This window comes from Lysinibacillus sp. ACHW1.5 (assembly GCF_022014815.1).
In the GTDB taxonomy this organism is placed as follows: domain Bacteria; phylum Bacillota; class Bacilli; order Bacillales_A; family Planococcaceae; genus Lysinibacillus; species Lysinibacillus capsici.
This window is the reverse complement of sequence record NZ_CP091777.1, coordinates 2,978,668-2,999,292: the sequence shown is the minus strand read 5'-3', so window position 1 is coordinate 2,999,292 and position 20,625 is coordinate 2,978,668. Positions and strand designations below refer to the sequence as shown.

At 37.3% G+C, this 20,625-nt stretch carries 22 protein-coding genes; 18 read left to right on the top strand and 4 right to left on the bottom strand.

Features of this window, described 5'->3' with window-relative positions; translation table 11 throughout:
• The first annotated feature begins 6 nt into the window (after window positions 1-6).
• The 5 genes from ybeY (at window position 7) to recO (ending at window position 3,265) form a co-directional block, all read left to right on the top strand.
• On the top strand, window positions 7-480 hold the full coding sequence (ybeY, locus tag L6W14_RS14965; protein ID WP_048392192.1) for an rRNA maturation RNase YbeY: 474 nt from the start codon (window positions 7-9) through the stop codon (window positions 478-480).
• A complete protein-coding gene (locus L6W14_RS14960; protein ID WP_131520557.1) occupies window positions 481-831 on the top strand; it encodes a diacylglycerol kinase family protein in 351 nt (116 codons plus the stop codon).
• Between the two features lie 59 nt (window positions 832-890).
• Complete coding sequence (locus L6W14_RS14955) at window positions 891-1,304, top strand: cytidine deaminase (RefSeq protein WP_131520558.1); 414 nt, start codon at window positions 891-893, stop codon at window positions 1,302-1,304.
• Window positions 1,291-2,208 carry a GTPase Era gene (gene era / locus L6W14_RS14950; RefSeq protein WP_131520559.1) on the top strand — a complete coding sequence of 306 codons (918 nt, stop codon included), beginning with the start codon at window positions 1,291-1,293 and terminating at the stop codon, window positions 2,206-2,208. The genes L6W14_RS14955 and era overlap by 14 nt, the downstream gene beginning before the upstream one ends.
• A 271-nt stretch (window positions 2,209-2,479) precedes the next feature.
• Entirely contained in the window at window positions 2,480-3,265 is a 786-nt protein-coding gene (gene recO, locus L6W14_RS14945; protein WP_048392194.1) for a DNA repair protein RecO, read from the top strand.
• Window positions 3,266-3,289: 24 nt separating this feature from the next.
• Here recO and L6W14_RS14940 read toward each other — a convergent pair whose 3' ends face one another.
• The gene (locus L6W14_RS14940; RefSeq protein WP_131520560.1) at window positions 3,290-4,690 is read right to left on the bottom strand and encodes an S-layer homology domain-containing protein; all 1,401 of its coding nucleotides are present in this window, start codon (window positions 4,688-4,690) and stop codon (window positions 3,290-3,292) included.
• Window positions 4,691-5,529: 839 nt separating this feature from the next.
• Between L6W14_RS14940 and L6W14_RS14935 the strand changes: the two genes are divergently transcribed.
• Complete coding sequence (locus L6W14_RS14935) at window positions 5,530-7,248, top strand: HD-GYP domain-containing protein (RefSeq protein ID WP_131520561.1); 1,719 nt, start codon at window positions 5,530-5,532, stop codon at window positions 7,246-7,248.
• Window positions 7,249-7,300: 52 nt separating this feature from the next.
• Here the strand turns inward: L6W14_RS14935 and L6W14_RS14930 are convergent, their stop codons facing one another.
• Complete coding sequence (locus L6W14_RS14930) at window positions 7,301-8,686, bottom strand: glycine--tRNA ligase (protein WP_237898268.1); 1,386 nt, start codon at window positions 8,684-8,686, stop codon at window positions 7,301-7,303.
• 427 nt (window positions 8,687-9,113) lie between these two features.
• Between L6W14_RS14930 and L6W14_RS14925 the strand changes: the two genes are divergently transcribed.
• The 11 genes from L6W14_RS14925 to L6W14_RS14875 all read left to right on the top strand — a co-directional run bounded on the left by L6W14_RS14925 (window position 9,114) and on the right by L6W14_RS14875 (window position 18,744).
• A complete protein-coding gene (locus L6W14_RS14925) occupies window positions 9,114-9,746 on the top strand; it encodes a transcriptional regulator CcpN (protein ID WP_004227151.1) in 633 nt (210 codons plus the stop codon).
• A gap of 15 nt (window positions 9,747-9,761) precedes the next feature.
• Window positions 9,762-10,574, top strand: coding sequence for a pyruvate, water dikinase regulatory protein (locus tag L6W14_RS14920; RefSeq protein WP_004227157.1), 813 nt, complete (start codon window positions 9,762-9,764; stop codon window positions 10,572-10,574).
• 206 nt (window positions 10,575-10,780) lie between these two features.
• On the top strand, window positions 10,781-12,613 hold the full coding sequence (gene dnaG / locus L6W14_RS14915) for a DNA primase (RefSeq protein WP_081011013.1): 1,833 nt from the start codon (window positions 10,781-10,783) through the stop codon (window positions 12,611-12,613).
• 32 nt (window positions 12,614-12,645) lie between these two features.
• A complete protein-coding gene (gene rpoD / locus L6W14_RS14910; protein ID WP_004227165.1) occupies window positions 12,646-13,773 on the top strand; it encodes an RNA polymerase sigma factor RpoD in 1,128 nt (375 codons plus the stop codon).
• 245 nt (window positions 13,774-14,018) lie between these two features.
• Window positions 14,019-14,585 carry a hypothetical protein gene (locus L6W14_RS14905; protein ID WP_131520562.1) on the top strand — a complete coding sequence of 189 codons (567 nt, stop codon included), beginning with the start codon at window positions 14,019-14,021 and terminating at the stop codon, window positions 14,583-14,585.
• A gap of 462 nt (window positions 14,586-15,047) precedes the next feature.
• On the top strand, window positions 15,048-15,410 hold the full coding sequence (gene cccA / locus L6W14_RS14900) for a cytochrome c550 (protein ID WP_016993532.1): 363 nt from the start codon (window positions 15,048-15,050) through the stop codon (window positions 15,408-15,410).
• A 164-nt stretch (window positions 15,411-15,574) separates the two neighbouring features.
• A complete protein-coding gene (locus tag L6W14_RS14895) occupies window positions 15,575-16,267 on the top strand; it encodes a tRNA (adenine(22)-N(1))-methyltransferase (protein ID WP_131520563.1) in 693 nt (230 codons plus the stop codon).
• Between the two features lies 1 nt (window position 16,268).
• Window positions 16,269-17,390, top strand: coding sequence for a Nif3-like dinuclear metal center hexameric protein (locus L6W14_RS14890; RefSeq protein WP_131520564.1), 1,122 nt, complete (start codon window positions 16,269-16,271; stop codon window positions 17,388-17,390).
• Between the two features lie 14 nt (window positions 17,391-17,404).
• Window positions 17,405-17,629: a hypothetical protein gene (locus L6W14_RS14885; protein WP_048392200.1), complete on the top strand. Its 225-nt coding sequence runs from the start codon at window positions 17,405-17,407 to the stop codon at window positions 17,627-17,629.
• Between the two features lie 112 nt (window positions 17,630-17,741).
• A complete protein-coding gene (locus L6W14_RS14880; protein WP_048392201.1) occupies window positions 17,742-17,990 on the top strand; it encodes a DUF2164 domain-containing protein in 249 nt (82 codons plus the stop codon).
• A 214-nt stretch (window positions 17,991-18,204) separates the two neighbouring features.
• A complete protein-coding gene (locus L6W14_RS14875) occupies window positions 18,205-18,744 on the top strand; it encodes an NADPH-dependent FMN reductase (protein WP_048392202.1) in 540 nt (179 codons plus the stop codon).
• A 65-nt stretch (window positions 18,745-18,809) separates the two neighbouring features.
• Here the strand turns inward: L6W14_RS14875 and L6W14_RS14870 are convergent, their stop codons facing one another.
• The gene (locus L6W14_RS14870) at window positions 18,810-18,989 is read right to left on the bottom strand and encodes a hypothetical protein (protein WP_054550103.1); all 180 of its coding nucleotides are present in this window, start codon (window positions 18,987-18,989) and stop codon (window positions 18,810-18,812) included.
• Window positions 18,990-19,250: 261 nt separating this feature from the next.
• Here L6W14_RS14870 and L6W14_RS14865 point away from each other — a divergent pair, with 261 nt between their 5' ends.
• Complete coding sequence (locus L6W14_RS14865) at window positions 19,251-19,877, top strand: hypothetical protein (protein ID WP_131520565.1); 627 nt, start codon at window positions 19,251-19,253, stop codon at window positions 19,875-19,877.
• 174 nt (window positions 19,878-20,051) lie between these two features.
• Here L6W14_RS14865 and L6W14_RS14860 read toward each other — a convergent pair whose 3' ends face one another.
• Window positions 20,052-20,486: a tubby C-terminal domain-like protein gene (locus L6W14_RS14860; RefSeq protein ID WP_237898267.1), complete on the bottom strand. Its 435-nt coding sequence runs from the start codon at window positions 20,484-20,486 to the stop codon at window positions 20,052-20,054.
• Window positions 20,487-20,625 lie beyond the last annotated feature (139 nt).

Sequence of the window (20,625 nt, the reverse complement as noted above, 5' to 3'; positions counted from 1 at the left end):
GGATCTATGATTTTAACAATTGATTTTACGGATGAAACAAATGAAGTGGGAGCACAACATATCGAACTTGTTGAAAAGCTATTACAGCATGCTGCAAGTGTAGAAAATATTGAGCCAGAAACAGAGGTTTCAGTGACGTTTGTTACAAACAAGGCAATACAAGATATTAATCGTGAATATCGTGGCAAAGATCAGCCAACAGATGTCATTTCCTTTGCACTAGAGGAGCTAGGGGAAGGAGAAATGGAAGTTACTTTTGAAGGTATGCCACGTGTATTAGGTGATATCATTATTTCGACTGATCGTGCAAAAGAGCAGGCTGAGGAATACAATCATTCCTTTGAACGAGAATTAGGCTTTTTAGCTGTACATGGTTTTTTACATTTACTTGGTTATGACCATATGGAGCCAGAAGAAGAGAAAGTGATGTTTGCAAAGCAAGATGAGATTCTCCAAACTTTTGGCTTAGGTCGAGACTAGATGAATTTGCGAAAATACTTGCGATCTTTTGGCTATGCTTTTGAAGGCATCATAACTGCAAGTAAAGAACAAAATTTTAAATCACATATAGTAAGTGCAATCATTGTTATACTGGCTAGTTATTTGACAGGTTTATCTCGTATGGAGTGGTATATTGTGCTACTATTAATAGCACTAATGTTTGCACTGGAAATGATGAATACAGCTATCGAACGGGTAGTCGATTTAGCTTCCCCGGAGATACATCCGCTTGCTAAGCAAGCAAAAGATATTGCAGCAGGTGCAGTGCTTGTATTTGCGCTATTCAGTGCTATAATCGGATTACTCATCTTTCTGCCAAAATGGTTTTAATGGAAATGAGTGTCTTCTAATTGAAAATAAACCATAAATGTGAGGGAGAATTAGTATAGATGACAATGGATATGCATGCATTATTAGAAGAATCAAAAAAGGCACGTGAAAAAGCCTATGTTCCTTATTCAAAATTTAAAGTAGGGGCAGCTCTACTAACAAAAGATGGAGAGGTTATTCACGGCTGTAATATTGAAAATGCAGGCTATAGTATGACAAATTGTGCTGAGCGTACAGCGTTTTTTAAGGCAGTATCGGAGGGGATTTACGAATTCGACGCCATTGCCATTGTAGCTGATACGGATGGGCCATGCGCCCCATGTGGAGCATGTCGCCAGGTCATGATGGAGTTTTGTGCTCCAACTATGCCTGTCTATTTAACGAACTTAAAAGGTGATGTGACGGTAACATCAGTAGGCGAATTACTACCGTTTGCATTTACGACGGAGGATTTAGAGAATGCAGGAAACTAAAAATGGCTATAAATCAGGCTTTATCTCCATCATTGGTCGTCCAAACGTTGGCAAATCGACATTTTTAAATCGTGTCATTGGCCAAAAAATTGCGATCATGAGTGATAAGCCGCAAACAACACGAAATAAAGTACAAGGCGTACTGACAACAGATGATAGCCAAATGATTTTTATTGATACACCAGGTATTCACAAGCCAAAGCATAAACTAGGCGATTTCATGCTGAAGGTTTCTAAAAACACATTGCGTGAAGTGGACGTTATTATGTTTATGGTTAATGCTGAGCAAAAACTCGGTAAAGGTGATGAATTTATTTTAGAAATGCTAGCAGGAAATCCAACACCTGTCTTTTTGGTCATCAATAAAATTGATGCCATTCATCCAGATGAACTAATGGGAATTATTGAAAGCTATAAAGAGCGTTATGACTTTGCGGAGATTGTACCGATTTCTGCGCTACAAGGCAATAATGTTGAAAATTTATTAGTGACCTTGGCGAAGTATTTACCAGAAGGACCACAGTATTACCCAGCAGATCAAGTGACAGATCATCCTGAACGATTTATTATCTCTGAACTTATTCGTGAAAAAGTCCTACATTTAACGCGTGAAGAAATTCCCCATTCTATCGCAGTGGTAATTGATAAAATTCGTCGTGATGAAGAAAATGATGATAAAATTCATGTAGCGGCTACGATTATTGTGGAGCGCGATTCTCAAAAAGGGATTGTTATCGGAAAACGTGGAGCCCTGCTAAAAGAAGTAGGGACACGTGCGCGAAAGGATATCGAAATGCTTTTAGGGTCTAAAGTTTATTTAGAGCTATGGGTAAAGGTGCAAAAAGATTGGCGTAATAAAGCTACACATTTACGCGATTTTGGATTCCGTGATGATGAATATTAAGTTTTTTCCTGGCTTATCAAATGAGTTGTACCGTTCGTGAAGTGAAGAATTCCACTTTTTGTGGACATGAACATATGTTTTTCCGTCAGTGTTCATTGCAAGTTGAATCAGGAATAGACGCCAAATTTTGACGTGACGGTTTCAGGTTCACTTCTTCTTGTAGGCACAAAAGGATCTAGCAGTATTTGATCATTTTTATTTTTGAGCTGTCCAAAATTATTTTGGGCAGCTTTCTTTTCATGGATTGTTCTTTTAAGAAAGGAGGGGGATTATGCTTCATAAATGGGAGGGGATTGTATTAAAGGTTCGCGCTTATGGGGAATCGAATAAGATTGTTATTTTGCTAACTCGGGAAGCTGGTAAAGTGGCTACGATGGCTAGAGGGGCAAAAAAACCTTCTAGTAGATTGGCTTCCATCACGCAACCCTTTACCTATGGGATGTTTATGGTACAACATCATACAGGCATGGGAACTTTGCAACAGGGAGAACATTTAAATTCCATGCGCCATATTCGTGAGGATATTATGGCTACTGCTTATGCTAGCTATATTATGGAATTAGTGGAGCGAGTTGTGGAAGAAGGAAAGCCAGAGCCATTTGCGTTCGATGTTTTACTACATGCACTACAAGCAATTGAGGATGGCTATGATCCTGAAGCTATTACGCTATTTGTTGAATGGAAAATGTTGCCCTATACAGGTGTACAACCTATTTTACATGCCTGTGCTGCGTGTGGCGCAGTAGATGGGGAATTCGCTTTTTCCTTTGCTCAAGGAGGATTCTTATGCCATCGCTGTTATCAGCATGACCCCTATATCATTCGCTTAACGCCAACACAGCTGAAACTTATCAGGATGTTCTACACCGTTCCTATCGACCAAATTGGGAAAATAGAACTAAAAAAAGAAACAAAATATTTCATTAAAAAAATTATAACAACCATTTATGAAGAACAAACCGGTATTCGGTTTAAGACGAGAAAATTTATAGAGCAACTAGAACGTACCCCTGAACTGCAAATACGCTCGAAAGACAAAATGCCAGATGAATCATAATGTTCATCTGGCATTTCACGTTATTTAAAATTCATCCTCATCCTCTGTCACTAAAAAGGCCCAGTGTCCAGCAATTTTTTTACTTTCAATATAAAGGTATGCTGTTTCATTGTTTTTACCTGTTAAATGGAGAATCGCTAGACCTTCAGCTTTTGGCGTAATATGTAGTTGCCCGTCAAGAATTGTCGCTTTTACAGGCACTGGCTCAAAACCAAAGCTTTCGAGTGCTACATGTGTTGGTTCGAAAGGTAATTCTTGCGCTGTCAGTATTAATTCATCTGTCAAATGATATAAATCAATGCTGCGAACAAAATCATAGGAATACACATCTGCGGCCATCTTTTGTTGTTGCGTCCCATCTGAAAATGTAACAATGTATTGTCCATTTTGCGAGATGGACAGTGTTTGATCTTGTTGATTAAAGTTATAGAAATTTGAAGCGAGTGGCTGTCCATTCGCATTTTGAACCGTCACCTCTGTTGGCATGAATGGTAATTTGCTCTCAGACAAATCGAGTGGTAAATTTTCGATATAATCATCTTCTTTTACTTCTTCAAGTGTTACCTTCAGCTTACCATTTACATTTTTGACATGTACTAAATAAAAAATGTCAATAAAGTCCTCTGAATCATCAGTCAATCCAGTAATCACTAATTTACCCGTACCTTCTTTTATAGGGGTAATCGTGATAGACTCTGTCATATCTTCCTCTTCATTCCATGTGAAAATATCCTCTGCTGGCTCAAGACCACCATAAGAAGCAAAAATATAGTCCTGTTTAAATTGACTTGCATAGACGGTTGCATTGCCTAGCAACTTTTCAGCTCGTACAACAAAAGCAGCCAGCTGAGAGCGCTTTACATTGCTTTTTGGGCCGAAAGTCGTTGCAGATGTTCCTTTGGTAATCCCATTTACAAACAATGCTTTAATATGAGGCTCAAATTCATTCCCCTTTTTAACGTCTGTAAATGGTAATTGCGTGTTACTCGTACTTGTTAATCCAAAGCCCTTCGCAATCATTTTAGACATTTGCTCGCGAGTTATATTTTGAGTAGGGTAGAAATAACCATTTGCACCATTAATAATGCCAGCATTTGCTAATGCTGCAATGGCTCCGTAGTTTTCATCGCCAGGTTTGATGTCTTTGAATTGGGGGTTTTTTACGTGAACTGTATCTAACTTTAAAATACCTGCTAAAATCTTCGCAGCCTGTGTACGTGTAATAGGATTAGCGGGTTTAAATGTCCCATCCATATAGCCTGAAATAATGCCACGCTCTGCTAATTGAATAATAGCCTTACCTTCTTCATTGGTTGGGTTGATATCAGGAAAAAATGATGCTGCGTGTGCGGGTGGTGCGATAATAATCGCACTTGTTGCTAAAGCAGAAGCCATAGCTAGTTGAAATAAACGTTGAGACTGCAATTAAATTCCTCCAAAAAGTACAATAGAAAATTTTATAGTATATATGTTTCTGGTCAGACCTTCCTATGTATCAGTTCAAACTTCCGGACGAATGAATGTTAAAAGGTGATATGTCTTTAGCCTGTTAATTATTCTTTATTTAACAGCTAATACTAACTATAATAACTTATTTATACCAAATAGATGGAACAACGCATAGAGGGAATTTCATCCATATCATGACGTGTTTGGTAATCACCAATACCTTAAGTAAAAAGGGGGAGCTAAAACTAATTAACTTGCATAGCACAGAACTCGCTTCATTTTATCTTTTAAATAAAAAGAAATACCTTTGATTTTATAGGAGGATGCAACTAGATTACCTTTCTTTTTAATGAATAAATTTCAATTTTTACAAAATAAAATTATTGCGTAAATTTAATTTTATTTGTTATTTTTCCGTCTTTAAATGAATAATATGAAGTCTTATTTATCTATATTTTTATTTATCTATATATTTATAAGTATTTTAATAGGTAAAAAGATTTGTATTTTTGTTTAGTTTTCATTATATAAGTGGTAGAAACTGTTCATTCGAGACCCATATACTAGTTGAAAAGGCATTTTAACCTATGATATTGTAAATGGTATAGATAATGGTAATTATATTTTTTAAATATAATTAAGTCGTTTAATCTCCATCGAAACTGATGTACGCTAGATCACTTTAGACATGCCTATGAAATATAAAAGCCTCTATCAGCAAAACGTATTGTTATACGTTTATCAGAATAGCGCAGTCCTATGGAAGAAGGAGGGAGTCACATAGTGCTTAGTACATTGCGTATGTGGCAAAATATATGCTACGAAAAGTAACCTTAAGTATTCATGAAGTTGAAGCAAATGATATATTAGCAGAAGATATTTTTTCAGAGTATCGTTTATTGGCTAAAAAGGATCTAGTTTTAACGGAGCGAATTATTGCCTTACTTAAACTTCGTAAAGTAGATGAATTATCTGTCTATTTGCCATCTGATTCAGTTCGAATTGTCCATGATTTAAGTGCTCAACGAACAAGAGAATATGAAGATCTATTTGCCCCATTAATTGAAAAAAGAGATCCTGTGGATGATTATAAAGAGACAGTTAGTCAGCTTTTTATGACAACGCTGGAGAATGTCGTGCACGAATTACGCTATGGACAAATTCTTAAAAGCATACAGGATACGGCTTATGTAAGAGGTGTTTTTGAAAAGATTTTGGAGAAAAAACATCGCTATGAGCTACTTATGCGTTTAAAGGAATGGGACGAGTATTCATTTGTCCATTCATTTGATGTGTTTGTATTAGGTACGATTTTTGCTAGATACCTAGGTTTAACAGATATTGAAACATTAGCTAGGGGCTACCTGTTCCATGATATCGGGAAGGTTTTTATACCCCAAGAAATATTAAATCTGAAACGTAAACTCTCTGAAGATGAGTTCGATATTGTAAAGACGCACACAACAAAAGGCTACGAGCTACTCATGGAACATAACGAGAAAGACATTGCCTACTTGGCACGAGATCATCATGAACGTTTTGCGGGAAAGGGCTATCCAAATCAACTTTGTGCGGATGATATGAGTGAGGGTGTACAATTATTACAAATTGTTGATGTATATTCAGCGATGACATCCAAGAGAGTCTATCATGTTGGCTATGGTGCTACAGATGCCTTAGCTGTCTTATACAGAGATCGACATTTATATAATGAGAGCTTTATGCATAAATTTGTAGAATGTTTAGGGATTTACCCAGTAAACTCTGTTGTTATGTTATCCGATAATCGCAGTGCACAAGTAGAGCTTGTTTATGATTTATTTCCTACATTACCAAAAGTAAGATTGTTAGATGAGCAAAAATCAATGAACTTACCTTTGAACTATAGTGTGAAAATTACGAAAATGATCGACTATCGAGCGAATAGCTTTGAAGAGATATTCAACTTATTTGTAGAGCAATTAATCCGCTGTGACGAAAATAATCTGAGAATTCATTTTAATAAATTAATTGACCATTTACATCCTAAAGAAATTGTCTTAAAAATTTTTCTGCCAGCCTTTCGTATTTTACGTTTACTAACAAGGGAAATCCAAACGGATATGACAAAGTATCGCAATTCTATTGGTATTTTAAAAACGCTACTAGAGGAGCAATTAAACGTTTTATATATGGATTATCAACATGAGCAAACGACCATATTAGTTGTGGAGACATCGTTGCGTGAAAATTTCTTCATTAAGCTTGTTCAAAGTATTTTGTATATTGATAAAATTGTGCCATTCTTTATAAACCCAGGTGATGATCAACGTATTACACAATTGATGGAACATTGTGATGTTAATGTCGCTTACTTTATTGAAGATGAACTAACTTTTGACAAACGGGTTCGTCCAATGCGAGAAGGTACATTCCTTTATTACTCACTAGCGGATATTGAGGAGCTATTAGTGAGCTTAATAGGTTTGAGCATGAAAAAGTTTTCATTCGAGGAAAAAATGCAAGAGCGCTTATTTTCAACATTTAAAGCATAAGAAAGAGGGAGTTGCCTGCTGGCTACCCCCTCTTTTTTGAGCATTTAAGTGATTAGAATTGTAGGTGTTTTTCAATATATGCTTTTACTTCAGCAATAGGCATACGAACTTGTGTCATAGAGTCACGATGACGTACTGTTACTTGGCCATCCTCTTTTGAATCAAAATCATATGTGATACAGAATGGTGTACCAATTTCATCTTGACGACGGTAACGTTTACCAATTGATTGTGATTCATCAAAATCAACAGGGAAGGCTTTACGCAGTTCAGCCCAAACATCTGTAGCTTCATCAGATAATTTTTTAGAAAGTGGTAGTACAGCAGCTTTAAATGGAGCCAGAGCAGGGTGGAAACGTAAAACCGTACGTTTATCATCACCTTCTAGTTCCTCTTCATCATAGGCATCACACAGGAAAGCTAATGTTACACGATCAGCTCCTAATGATGGTTCAATACAATAAGGAACATAACGTTCATTTGATACAGGATCAATGTAAGTGAAATCTTCACCAGAGTGTTCCATATGTTGTTTTAAGTCGTAATCTGTACGATCTGCAACACCCCAAAGCTCTCCCCAGCCAAATGGGAATTTGAATTCGATATCTGTTGTAGCGTTAGAGTAGTGAGATAGCTCATCATCCTCATGGTCACGAAGGCGCATCGAATCTTCTTTCATGCCTAGGTTTAGTAACCAATTTTTACAGAATTCTTTCCAATATGCATGCCATTCAAGGTCTTCGCCAGGTTTACAGAAGAATTCAAGCTCCATTTGTTCGAATTCACGTGTACGGAATGTGAAGTTACCCGGTGTAATTTCGTTACGGAAAGATTTACCGATTTGTGCGATACCAAATGGTGTACGTTTACGCATAGAACGTTGAACGTTTTTAAAGTTCACGAAAATACCTTGTGCCGTTTCTGGGCGTAAATAAATTTCATTTGTAGAGGATTCCGTTACACCTTGGAATGTTTTAAACATGAGGTTGAATTGGCGAATATCTGTGAAATCAGCCTTTCCGCAATCAGGGCATACTACGTCATATTTAATCATTGTTTCTTTCATTTGGTCGAATGTCATACCATCAACAATGATTTCATCGCCTTTCGCTAATGCAGCGTCTTCGATAATTTTATCTGCACGGTGGCGGGCCTTACATGATTTACAGTCGATCATTGGGTCATTGAAGTTTCCTACGTGACCAGAAGCAACCCAAGCTTTTGGATTCATCAAAATAGCAGCATCAATACCTACATTGTATTCAGATTCCTGAACAAACTTTTGCCACCATGCTTTTTTAATATTATTTTTTAATTCGACACCTAGTGGACCATAATCCCACGTGTTTGCTAAACCTCCGTAGATTTCAGAACCAGGGAAGACAAAGCCTCGATGCTTCGCTAAAGATACGATGGTTTCCATTGATTTGTTAACCATAAAATAGCCTCCTTTAAATTTTTAATACGTTGTTTTAGCGGTAAAAACGCCATAGTTTTTTCATTCAGTTGCAACTAAATGAAAATAGCACCCGTCTCCGGGCACATTGTATGCCCAGGGACGAGTGCTAATACCCGCGGTTCCACCCTGATTGTTTTAAACGAGTAGTTTAAAACCTCTTTTCAAAAAGTTAGCTCAGGGAGTGCCTTTTCTCTGTTGCTGTGTAGACTTTCACCATCTTCTACTCGCTATAGAATGGAACAGATACTTTTTTCCCATCATCGCCTGTATAACGCAATTTGCTCGAAAATACAGATAGAGCAAGCGTATGTGTCAATATTGTAGCATGTAGTTCTTTAATTCGCAATAATTATTAAAATAGTATATAATAATTGAGCATAAGTATAACACTATTAGATTTGAGGCGGTGAGTCCAATCGAACTCAATAAACGTCAGGAAGACATATTACAAATTGTGAAAGAAAATGGCCCTATTACGGGGGAACATATTGCCGAACGTCTCAATCTGACAAGAGCAACTCTAAGACCGGATTTAGCAATCCTAACAATGGCAGGATTTCTGGATGCAAGACCAAGGGTTGGTTATTTTTATTCAGGTAAGAAGGCATCTGTTACATTAATAGATAGTATTCACAATTTAAAAGTGAAGGATTTTCATTCAGGGCCAGTAGTTGTCCCTGAAACAATGACGGTTTATGATGCAATTTGCTTTATGTTTTCAGAAGATGTTGGTACACTCTTTGTCGTAGATAAGAATGAGTTTTTGACAGGCGTACTATCTCGCAAAGATTTACTGCGTACAAGTATTGGCACGCAGGATTTGAATAAAATTCCAGTACATATTATTATGACGCGTATGCCAAATATTTCGTACTGTGAAAGATCAGATTCTTTAATTGTTGCAGCGAACAAACTTATTGAACGTGAGGTTGATTCACTACCAGTAGTTGAACCGCAAGAGGGTGGTTTAACGATTGTTGGTCGTCTTACAAAAACAACGATTACACGGGCTTTCTTATCTCTTGCACAAAATGTCTAAATGAAGGAGAGCTGCATGAAAAGACTACGCGTATTTGTTGTATCTGATTCTGTCGGTGAAACTGGTGATCAAGTTGCAAAAGCGGTTATTAGCCAGTTCCGACCGGGTCTTGAAAATACTGTGATTCGTCGATTTCCACATATTCAATCAGAGGAGCTTATCCGTAAAATTGTTTTTCTTGCTTCGCAACAGCGAGCGTTTATTGTTTATACACTTGTTCGCCAAGAAATGCGTAAATTATTACATGATTTATGTGAACAAGAAAAAATTCAGGCTGTTGATATTTTAGGGCCAGCCTTACAATCAATGGCAGCTTTTATGGAAGAAAATCCATTAGAAACGCCTGGTATTGTTCATCTGCTGGATGATGATTATTTCAAAAAAATTGAAGCGATTGAATTTGCGGTAAAATATGATGATGGTAGAGATCCAAGAGGATTATTACAGGCTGATATTGTACTAGTTGGTGTATCACGAACTTCTAAAACACCACTATCACAATATTTAGCCCATAAAAAATATAAAGTGGCGAATGTACCTTTAGTGCCAGAGGTAGAACCACCAGAAGAGCTATTACAGATAGACCCTAAAAAATGCTTTGGATTGATTATTTCCCCTGAGAAGTTAAACTCAATTCGGAAAGAAAGATTAATGTCTCTCGGCTTGAATGATGATGCTATCTATGCACAGCATGAAAGAATTCTTGATGAGATTCAGCATTTTGAAAAAATTGTCGGTAGAATAGGTTGTCAAGTTATCGATGTGACAAATAAAGCTGTTGAAGAGACAGCAAATACGATTATCGAACATATTTTGACCTGTAAATAAGGATAGAATTTTAAACCACCTCGGTTAGCAGAGGCGGTTTTTTTGAGTGGATTTTGAAAATGGTATAGATAAAAACTAATTTTTGTTTTATAATAATAAAATTGTGGTAAAAATATTTATAAGAGAAAAATCCTAATTTTTTGTCGAGAAATAAAGGAATTTTAAAACGAATAGCGAATTGTGTTTCTAGAACGCAAATATTAAAGATGGTGATGGATTTGGCAGGGAAGATTCCAGAAGAAGTAATTGAGCAGATTCGCACACAATCAGATATCGTTGATGTTATTAGTGAATACATGCAGCTTACTAAGCGTGGGCGAAATTGGTTTGGTCTCTGTCCATTTCATGGAGAGCAAACACCGTCTTTTTCTGTATCTACAGACAAGCAAATTTTTCATTGCTTTGGTTGTGGTGCAGGGGGCAATGCCATTACTTTTGTAATGGATATTGAAGGCATTTCTTTTCCTGATGCAGTTGTGAAACTTGGGGAACGTGTTGGCATACACTTAGATGTTGAGCCAAGTTTCCCTGGAGGAACGAAAAAGATATCTAAAGCGGAAGAAAGGATGAAAGAAGCACACGCTTTTGCAGCAGATTTTTTTCATCATTTACTGTTGAATACAGAAGATGGTGAAGAACCTTTAAATTATTTGCTAGAAAGAGGATTTACAAGGGAACTTATCGAATCTAATAACATTGGTTGGTCTCTCCCAAGCTTTGATGCATTAACAATATTGCTTGAAAGAAAAGGTTATAACTTACAAGAAATTGCCGAAAGTGGCTTAATCATCAAAAGAGAGGGAGAAGAGCGTTATTTTGATCGTTTTAGAGGACGTATCATGTTTCCTATTCGAGATGAGAATGGTAAAATTATTGCCTTCTCAGGACGTATCCTTTCATCCAATGGTGAGGAAGCAAAATATTTAAATAGTCCAGAATCACCAATTTTCCAAAAAAGTGAAGTGCTGTATAACCTAGATAAAGCACGAACTTCTATCAGAAAAAATCGTCAAGTAGTATTGATGGAAGGATTTATGGACGTTTTAGCAGCCAACTCTGTAGGTGTCATGAATGTTGTTGCGACAATGGGTACTTCGTTAACAAATCAGCATATCACAAAGCTAAAGCGCTTAGTAGAGCAAATTACGATTTGCTATGATGGTGATAATGCTGGATTTGATGCAGCGAAACGAGCGGCGCAGCTACTGCATACAGAGCGAATGAAAGTTGATATTGCCGTGTTGCCAGAAAAATTAGATCCTGATGAATACATTCACACTTTAGGTGGACAAGCATTTAAGGAACAAATTTTGGAAAAACCTCATGCGTATATTGCTTTTATGATGATGCATGCTAGACGCAATAAGAACTTTCAATTTGAAAACGATACGCTTCAATATATTCAAGAAGTTCTTGAGCAGCTAGTGGGAAGATCTTCACCAGTTGAACGAGATTTGTATATACGACAGCTATCAAATGAAACAAACATCTCGGAAGAAGCCATTTATGCCCAATTCCGAAAACTGGAGGCTAATCAGGTACGTTCTGCTAAAGTAGAAATGCCTACACAGATACCTTCAATGCCAGTCACGCAACAACAAAAGCCTATGGACGCAGCCGAACGTGCCGAACGTTTATTACTGGCTCATATGCTTCATAATATAGATGTAGTGGACAGGGTATTACGTAGTGAGCAAAAAGAGCCATTTGTACGAGATGCCTATATGGCAGTTTTTGTTCGCTTAGTTGGATTTTATGAGGAGTATGGTCATCCTGATTATCAACGTTTTGTGGAAATTTTGGATGACGCTGAATTACGAAAAATTGTCATGGAAGCGGCTTTAGTTGAGCGAGATCCTGATCAAGCAGAGGCAGAGGTTATGGACTCTATCCGTCAGCTTCAAAAATATAGAATTGAGCAAGAAATTTATCAAAAGATGCATGAGTCAAAGGAAGCGGAGAAGATGCATGAGTATGCACGTGCACTTGAAATCGCCCAACAGATTATTCATTTAAGAAAATCGTTATCGGCGATTTAACCCGATTCGGTTGTTTAGAAGGAGGAAGGTTTATGGCGGACAAGTCAGAACGTTCAAAAGAGATAGAAGTAGAAATTACATTAGATGATGCAAAAAAATTCCTACAAGAAAAAGCAAAAACAGAGGGTGAAATTTCAATGAAAGAAATTTCAGAGAAACTAACACCTTATGAATTGGAAAATGAAGAAATTTTCCATTTTGCTGAGGATCTTGAAAAGCATAAAGATATTCAAATCATTGGAAAAGAAGAATTTGAAGAAGAAAGTCTAATGAAAGAAGAAGCGAACGAAGAAACTTTCGACTTAAATGATTTGAGTGTGCCACCAGGTGTTAAAATCAATGACCCTGTACGTATGTATTTAAAAGAAATCGGCCGAGTAGATTTATTATCTGCTGAGCAAGAAATTGCACTTGCTGAACGTATTGAGCAAGGGGACGAGGAAGCACGTAAACGCCTTGCGGAAGCGAACTTACGTCTAGTAGTATCGATTGCAAAACGCTATGTTGGTCGTGGAATGCTATTCCTTGACTTAATTCAAGAAGGAAATATGGGTCTTATTAAGGCTGTTGAAAAATTCGATTACCGTAAAGGATTTAAGTTCTCGACTTACGCTACATGGTGGATTCGTCAGGCGATTACACGTGCCATCGCTGACCAAGCGCGTACGATTCGTATTCCTGTCCATATGGTCGAAACCATTAATAAATTAATACGTGTACAACGTCAACTTTTACAAGATTTAGGTCGTGAGCCTTCTCCAGAGGAAATTGGAGAGGAAATGGATTTAACACCTGAAAAAGTACGTGAAATTTTAAAAATTGCACAAGAACCAGTATCTCTTGAAACACCAATTGGAGAAGAAGATGATTCCCATTTAGGAGACTTTATCGAGGACTCAGAAGCACAATCTCCTTCCGACCATGCAGCCTATGAACTGTTAAAAGAACAATTAGAAGATGTACTAGATACGTTAACAGACCGTGAGGAAAACGTACTTCGTTTACGTTTTGGGTTAGACGATGGTCGCACACGTACATTAGAAGAGGTTGGGAAAGTCTTTGGCGTAACGCGTGAACGTATCCGTCAGATCGAGGCGAAAGCTCTAAGAAAATTACGCCATCCTTCTCGTAGTAAACGTTTAAAAGATTTCTTAGAATAAAATTTAAAATAGCTGGAGCTATCCAAGTAGTGAGAAAATGACTAATTGGTATAGCTCCTTTTTTATAGAATTGAAAAGTCAACAAAAAGAAATTAGCCCTGCTATTCACCTATCGATGTTAGGCAATCATAGATAATTAGAATGAGGGAAATGCTAGATTTGCGACTTTATACAGATGTGTTTTCAAATAGTGTGAGATAAAATTGTAATACAACCATTATTAAGCAATGTTTGGAGCTAACACTATGACAAATCCTCGAAAAAAAATAATCCTTAATGAAATTTTGTTTTGGAAGCAAAATAAACTTTTACCTGAGCACTATTGTGACTTTTTAGCAGCTCTTTATACAGAGGGGGCTGACATAGAGGAGTTAGAACCAGTGCAACATCCTAAACAAGCGGTCTTGCCATCAGAAAAAAGAAAAATGATCCTATTGGTAGTGGGTCTATGTATCGCCATAATGGCTGTTTTGGCACTCTATTTTACAATGCAATCTTTCACATTGATTTTTACAGTAATCGTGGGAGTAGGTGCATGCATCTTATTTATTGCTGCCTGGCAAATGGCTCGAAAAAAACATCTACTAGCTCCCATTTTTCATGTACTAGCGGCCATCCTGTTATTTAGTATGTCGATCCGAATTTGTACTACATATTTTAGTGGAAATAATACGGTTTTATTTTGCTTGATTGCAGCAAATTGTGTCATTTGGCTTTTGTCAGGTATTAAAATGAAACTTCTATATTTCACAGTCTCAGGTGCTTTAGGATTAATAGCACTAGTTGGATACTATATCATAAATTTATCCTGATTTAGCAAATGGTATTTCTATCGATGTACAAGGAACTCCATCTACTAAATCAGGTTAGAAACTTAATTGAACTTTAGTGTTTATATAAAACCATAATTTGTGACAATTTATCTATAATAGGGTCAGTATCATGTTAAAGTTTTTACCTCAGAAGATTCAAAATCTGTACGCTCATTAAAAACGTACAGATTTTTTAATTTTGGGTATATCAATGAGTGAAAAGGGTATGATAACAGCATAAATATAATGAAAAAGAAATTGTATAAAAGGATAAATTTGACCAATTTTGGATGTTGGCAAGACATATTTTATCCAATAGATACAGAAATGTCGAATTTGTTACAAACAAAGGAAAACTTAGCGAATAGGGCTTTTCGTTTCTTTGTTAATGAAGTACAATATTAGATGTTGACTGATTCTATATTATAATAGAAGTAGACTTAAAATGAGGAGGGGAAACTTATGAAAAACAATCCAGTCGTTCCTTACATCTTAATTCTGGCATTTGGTATTGGTCTTATTTTCTTCATGTCTTTACAAGGTGCAGATAACAAGAAAGAAATTGCTGCTGAACATGAGGGTGGTGGCGAAACTACTACAGAAACAACAGATGCAGAAGCTGATGGTTCAGCACTAGTACAATCTTGTATCGGTTGTCATGGTGGTGACTTAACTGGTAGTATGGGTCCAAATCTACATGGCTTAGATGAAGCACATATCGTAGAAGTTTTAACAAAGGGTATCGAAGGTACTCCAATGCAACCAAACATGAAAACTGAAGAGGAAGCAAAAGCAATCGCTGAATACATTTCTACTTTAGAATAGTAAAACTGACAAGTAGCTGTACTGAAATAGTACAGCTACTTTTTAGATTTAAGCATCATGAAGATGGGGTTGTCCACATAGAAATGTGAGACAACTCCATTTGTTTTTTTTCACGACATCATCCATACTATTAATGGACTCTATTGAAGATAGGCGGTATAAAAATGAACGCACAAAAACTTTCAAAGCGATTAGAAGCAGTAGCGAAATTTGTTCCTACAGGAGCAGTCATGGCGGATATTGGTAGTGACCATGCCTATCTACCATGCTATTTAATTCACAAAGGGACTGCCTCATATGCCATAGCAGGGGAAGTTGTAAAAGGACCCTATGAATCGGCGGTAGGACAAGTACAGAAGGAAAACTTAACTGAAAAAATTATAGTACGCCTTGCAGACGGTTTAGCAGCGATCGAAGAAGCTGACCATGTGGATACGGTGACAATAGCTGGCATGGGTGGACCATTAATTGTTTCCATTCTAGAGAAGCATCCAGAAAAGCTTCAAGGTGTCACACGTCTAATCCTACAACCGAATATTCACGCCAAGGTTATCCGTGAGTGGGCTTTAGCACATCAATGGGCGATTCTTGATGAAGAGATTTTAGAGGAAGATGATAAAATCTATGAAATCCTTGTGTTACAAAGAGGGCAAATGGAGCTCTCTACAGCCGAGATTTTGTTTGGACCTAAGCTAAGCCTGCGTAAATCACCAGCATTTACGAAAAAATGGTTGCGTGAAAAAGACAATTGGCAACGTGTACTACAATCCATTGAAGGAGCAGAACAAACACCTGAAATTGAAGAAAAACGTGCAGAGTTAACGGCTCTGATACATTTAGTAGAAGGAGTTTTGTAAGATGAAAACGGTAAATGGCCAAGAAGTTATTCAAGTGTTCGAAGCATGGTCGCCCAAAAAACTAGCTTGTATGGACAATGATCCAATTGGACTAGCGATAGGGACCCTCAACAAACCTGTAAGTAAAGTTTTGGTGACGTTAGATGTCACTGAAGCCGTGGCAAATGAGGCAATAGAAAAAGGCTGTGAGCTGATTATCGCACATCATCCACCAATCTTTAGACGCCTAGCGAATATCCGCACAGATCATCCAGCAGGGCGCTTATATGAAAAGCTCATTAAACACGATATTGCTGTATATGCCGCTCATACAAATTTAGATGTAGCCGAAGGTGGGGTAAATGATTTATTAGCAGATGCCCTACAGCTAAAAAACCGTTCAATATTAGAAGAAACGTATGCTGAGAATTTGTTGAAGCTGGCAGTCTTTATACCAACTGCTAATGCCCAAGCATTACGTGAGGCGCTTGCAAAAGCTGGGGCGGGTCGTATTGGCGACTATGAAGCATGTAGTTATACAACGACTGGAGAAGGTCGGTTCCGTGCATTAGCAGGAGCTAATCCGTTCGTTGGCTCTGTTGGTGAATTACATGTGGAGGAAGAAGTAAAGGTAGAAGTTGTTTTTCCTGAATCCATTAAAGGCCGCGTGTTAAAGGCCATGCTTACTAGCCATCCTTATGAGGAGCCTGCCTATGATGTAATACGTCTTGAGCAGCAAACAAATGTGATGGGATTAGGGCGTGTAGGTTACTTAACAAAAGACATGACGTTACAACAATTTGCTGAATTCGTTAAACAGCAACTAGATGTGCCAGCTGTGCGTGTAGTGGGTGATTTACAATCGAAGGTCAGCAAGGTTGCGCTTGTTGGTGGAGATGGTAATAAATATATCTATGCGGCAAAACGTGCAGGAGCTGATGTTTTCTTAACAGGCGATATGTACTTCCATACAGCTCAGGACGCACAAGCCATTGATCTGCAAATAGTAGATCCTGGTCATCATGTAGAAAAGGTAATGATTGCAGGAGTAGCAAAAAAAATGGCTGAACTATGTGAGGATAAAAAATACTTGGTTGAATTCATCCAATCAACGATCCATACAGAACCATTTTTATTTGTATAAGTGAGGGAACTAATATGGCTAATGAAAGACCAGCTGGTAATAAAGCAGGCAAGCTATGGATCATGATTGGTTTATTCATCGTTGTTTTTGGTATTGGTATGACGGTGATGACCAATATGGTCAATGATAAGAAAATCGATGCAATGACACAGCAATGTGAAGATGATGGTGGACAAGCAATTGTAGCAAAGGAGAAAAACTTTTTATCCACTAGCTACTCATTTGAATGTAAACAATGAGATGGGGCTGAACGCTAGCAGTACTAGTGTTTCAGCCTTTTTGAATGCAAGGAATCTATGAACAGTGATAAGATGTAGATAAAATTGATTAACAGAAGTGGAGAGAGTTGTCTTGTTTATTCGTTTATCTAAAGATCAGCAGGAAATGATTCTTGCTGATATTCAACGTTTTTTTTATAATCAGCGTGATGAAGACATTAGTGAATTTGAAGCTGAACGTATGTTAGATTTTATCAAGGAGCATATTGCCCCCTATATTTATAATGCTGCCTTGTCAGATGCCAAGTATGTTGTGGAAAGACAATACGCCTCTATTGAAGAGGAATTAGAGGCATTGGAGCAGCCCATTAAAACAAAATAATCCTCTTTATCCCTCTAGATTAAATATTTGACAGGAAAGAATGGTTGATGATACCTTAATCTTGAATTAGAGATAATTCAATTCTAACTATTCAGAGCTAATTAACGGGTGATGAATAAAGGGATATTTTTCTGACCAAAATGGTTACGAGTGGCGAACACGTACGATAAACCGTGATGGAGTCACAAGAATGGATGATAAGAGGAGGCGTCATATGTTAAAAATCGGTATTATTTTAGGAAGTACGCGAGAAGGTCGTGTAAGCCCACAAGTTGGAGCTTGGGTAAAGGAAGTTGCGGAAAAACGTCGTGATGCGGAATATGAAATTATTGATATCGCTGAATTTAAATTACCATTTTTAGGGGAACCAGGTGGAGATACTTCTGGGGTAGCTGCATGGTCAGAAAAAGTAGCAGCTTGTGACGGCTTTGTCTTTATTGTTGCTGAGTACAATCACTCCATTACAGGTGCATTAAAAAATGCATTAGATTATTTACGAGTTGAATGGAACAATAAAGCTGCTGGTATCGTCTCTTATGGTTCTGTTGGAGGTGCGCGTGCAGCAGAGCATCTACGAGGAATTCTCGGAGAATTGCTAGTTGCAGATGTTCGAGTACATCCAGCACTATCATTATTTACTGATTTTGAAAACGGCTCTGTCTTTAAACCAAAAGAGGTGCAAGCAGATTCAGTTCATCAAATGTTAGATCAGCTTGTGCCATGGTCAACTGCTTTGAAAACAATTCGATCCTAAACTTAAAGCTTTGATTCAGACGGCCGCTTTCAGAAAGCGGTCGTTTTTTGATGAGGTAAAATCCATTAATGTTTGATTTCTTCAAGGACTTTTTCCTTTAAATCATTCTCCATCGAAGATAGTTTTACTGTATTAGTGAGACGCTCTTTTAGTTCTTTATCTGTCATAATGCCACGTTCCTCTAAGATTTGTACAAGCAGATTTAATGTCAGTATATTTTTAATATCCGCTGCTTTTGATGCCATTTAAAACCCTCCATAATGATAGAATTACTACTTCTTAAGTGTACTCCTTTTTGAGAAGCATGACACAGAAAGGACAAAACAAAGCAAATTTATTTCGCGTCCCGGAATATATAGGGAAAAATAAGCGATACAAATTCAATTATAAAGAGTGGAGATACTGTATGGACACTGCATTTTAGTATGAAAAGTATGTGCTGTTTCAAGCTAGAAAAGCGAATATTGTAGTAAAAGGGGACATACCTTCCTATCAGGAGGGATTCAATGGGTAAACGGTTTGGGCTTGTCATCGGACTGTTGGTAGTCATTATATCTATGTTGGTCCTATTTGATAAATTTGCAGGAGAGAAAAGGTCAGAAGCAAATAAAGAGGCTCAATCGCTTATAACAAATGAAGAGTTGAGTCTGGCTCGATTGAAGGATAAGCTACTTGAAAAGTATGTCGGCATTGACGTTAAAACGACGGAAGAAAAGGAATTAGTAATCCAAGTTGTAGGCGGAGAAGACTATTTCCAGTCAATTAAAAAAGATATGGAATCCATAGCAAAAAATGCTTTAAAAACGTCGCCCTTAAAGGACTATCCCATAGTTTTTGAAAGATGGGAGTTTACCTCCTTGCTTGATAACAACAAGATAATGGGGGATGATATGAACCTTTTGATGGAAGATTTAATTGCGGGCTTAGAAGCTTTTGACGTATATGAATATTTAGTTATTGAAAATCGAACAACCATTACCATACAAACAACGATAAAGGGCGCTACGCATGAGGCACTTGAGTTAGCTTTAAGGATGGAAGAAGCCATCAAGAAGATTGTACAAGCAAAAGCATCACAAAATGCTTCCTATGTTATTAACATATTAAATGCCCAACGAGAAAAAATAAATTAGCTGTGTAGAAAAATAACATAGGATTAAGGCATCGAGATTTTAATGCTCGATGCCTTTGACATGTTTAAAGCAGCTATGTAGTTGTTGCAAAGAGAGCTTGATAAAGAGTTGCTAGGAGTGCAACAAAGCGCATATCATCTGCTTGGAAAAGCTTAAACTGTATACCTATCTTTATTAGCTCAGTCTCAATAAAGCTTGCACTCGCAATCTTTTCATCATTGCAATAAAATTAGCAGTAGAGGTAAAATCCTTTTCAAAACGAAATTCTAAATCGTCCATTGTAAATGAATAAGAGGATTCTAATAATTGCACTGTTTTCCGTTGAATGGGTATCAAGCTGCCATCAGGCATAACAATTTGATGGCTGACTCCTTTTGTTAACAGGGTAGATTGTACTTGAAAAAGTGGTGCACCTAATGTAGTTCGTGTCTCATAACGGTACGGTAATGTTTGCTGTGCAGCTACCAGCAAGACAGCATTCAGTACTTTACCAGCAGAGGTACGCTCCATTTTTTGAAGTACACATACTGTTTCGTTGTGTTCATTCACGATTGGAATATCTGTGAAGCTTTTAAAGCCCTTCGGATAGGTAAGTGTAAAAGTTGTCATAAAGAAACCTCCAGTCATTATTTATACGAGGAGGTAGTCGATGAGGTTTCAAGAAACTAGCTCTACGGTGTTTTTTATCTACTTGCCTCTTTATAAATAAAAGAACGGGCTGCTGAAGTAGCAAATTCTTTACTTTCAG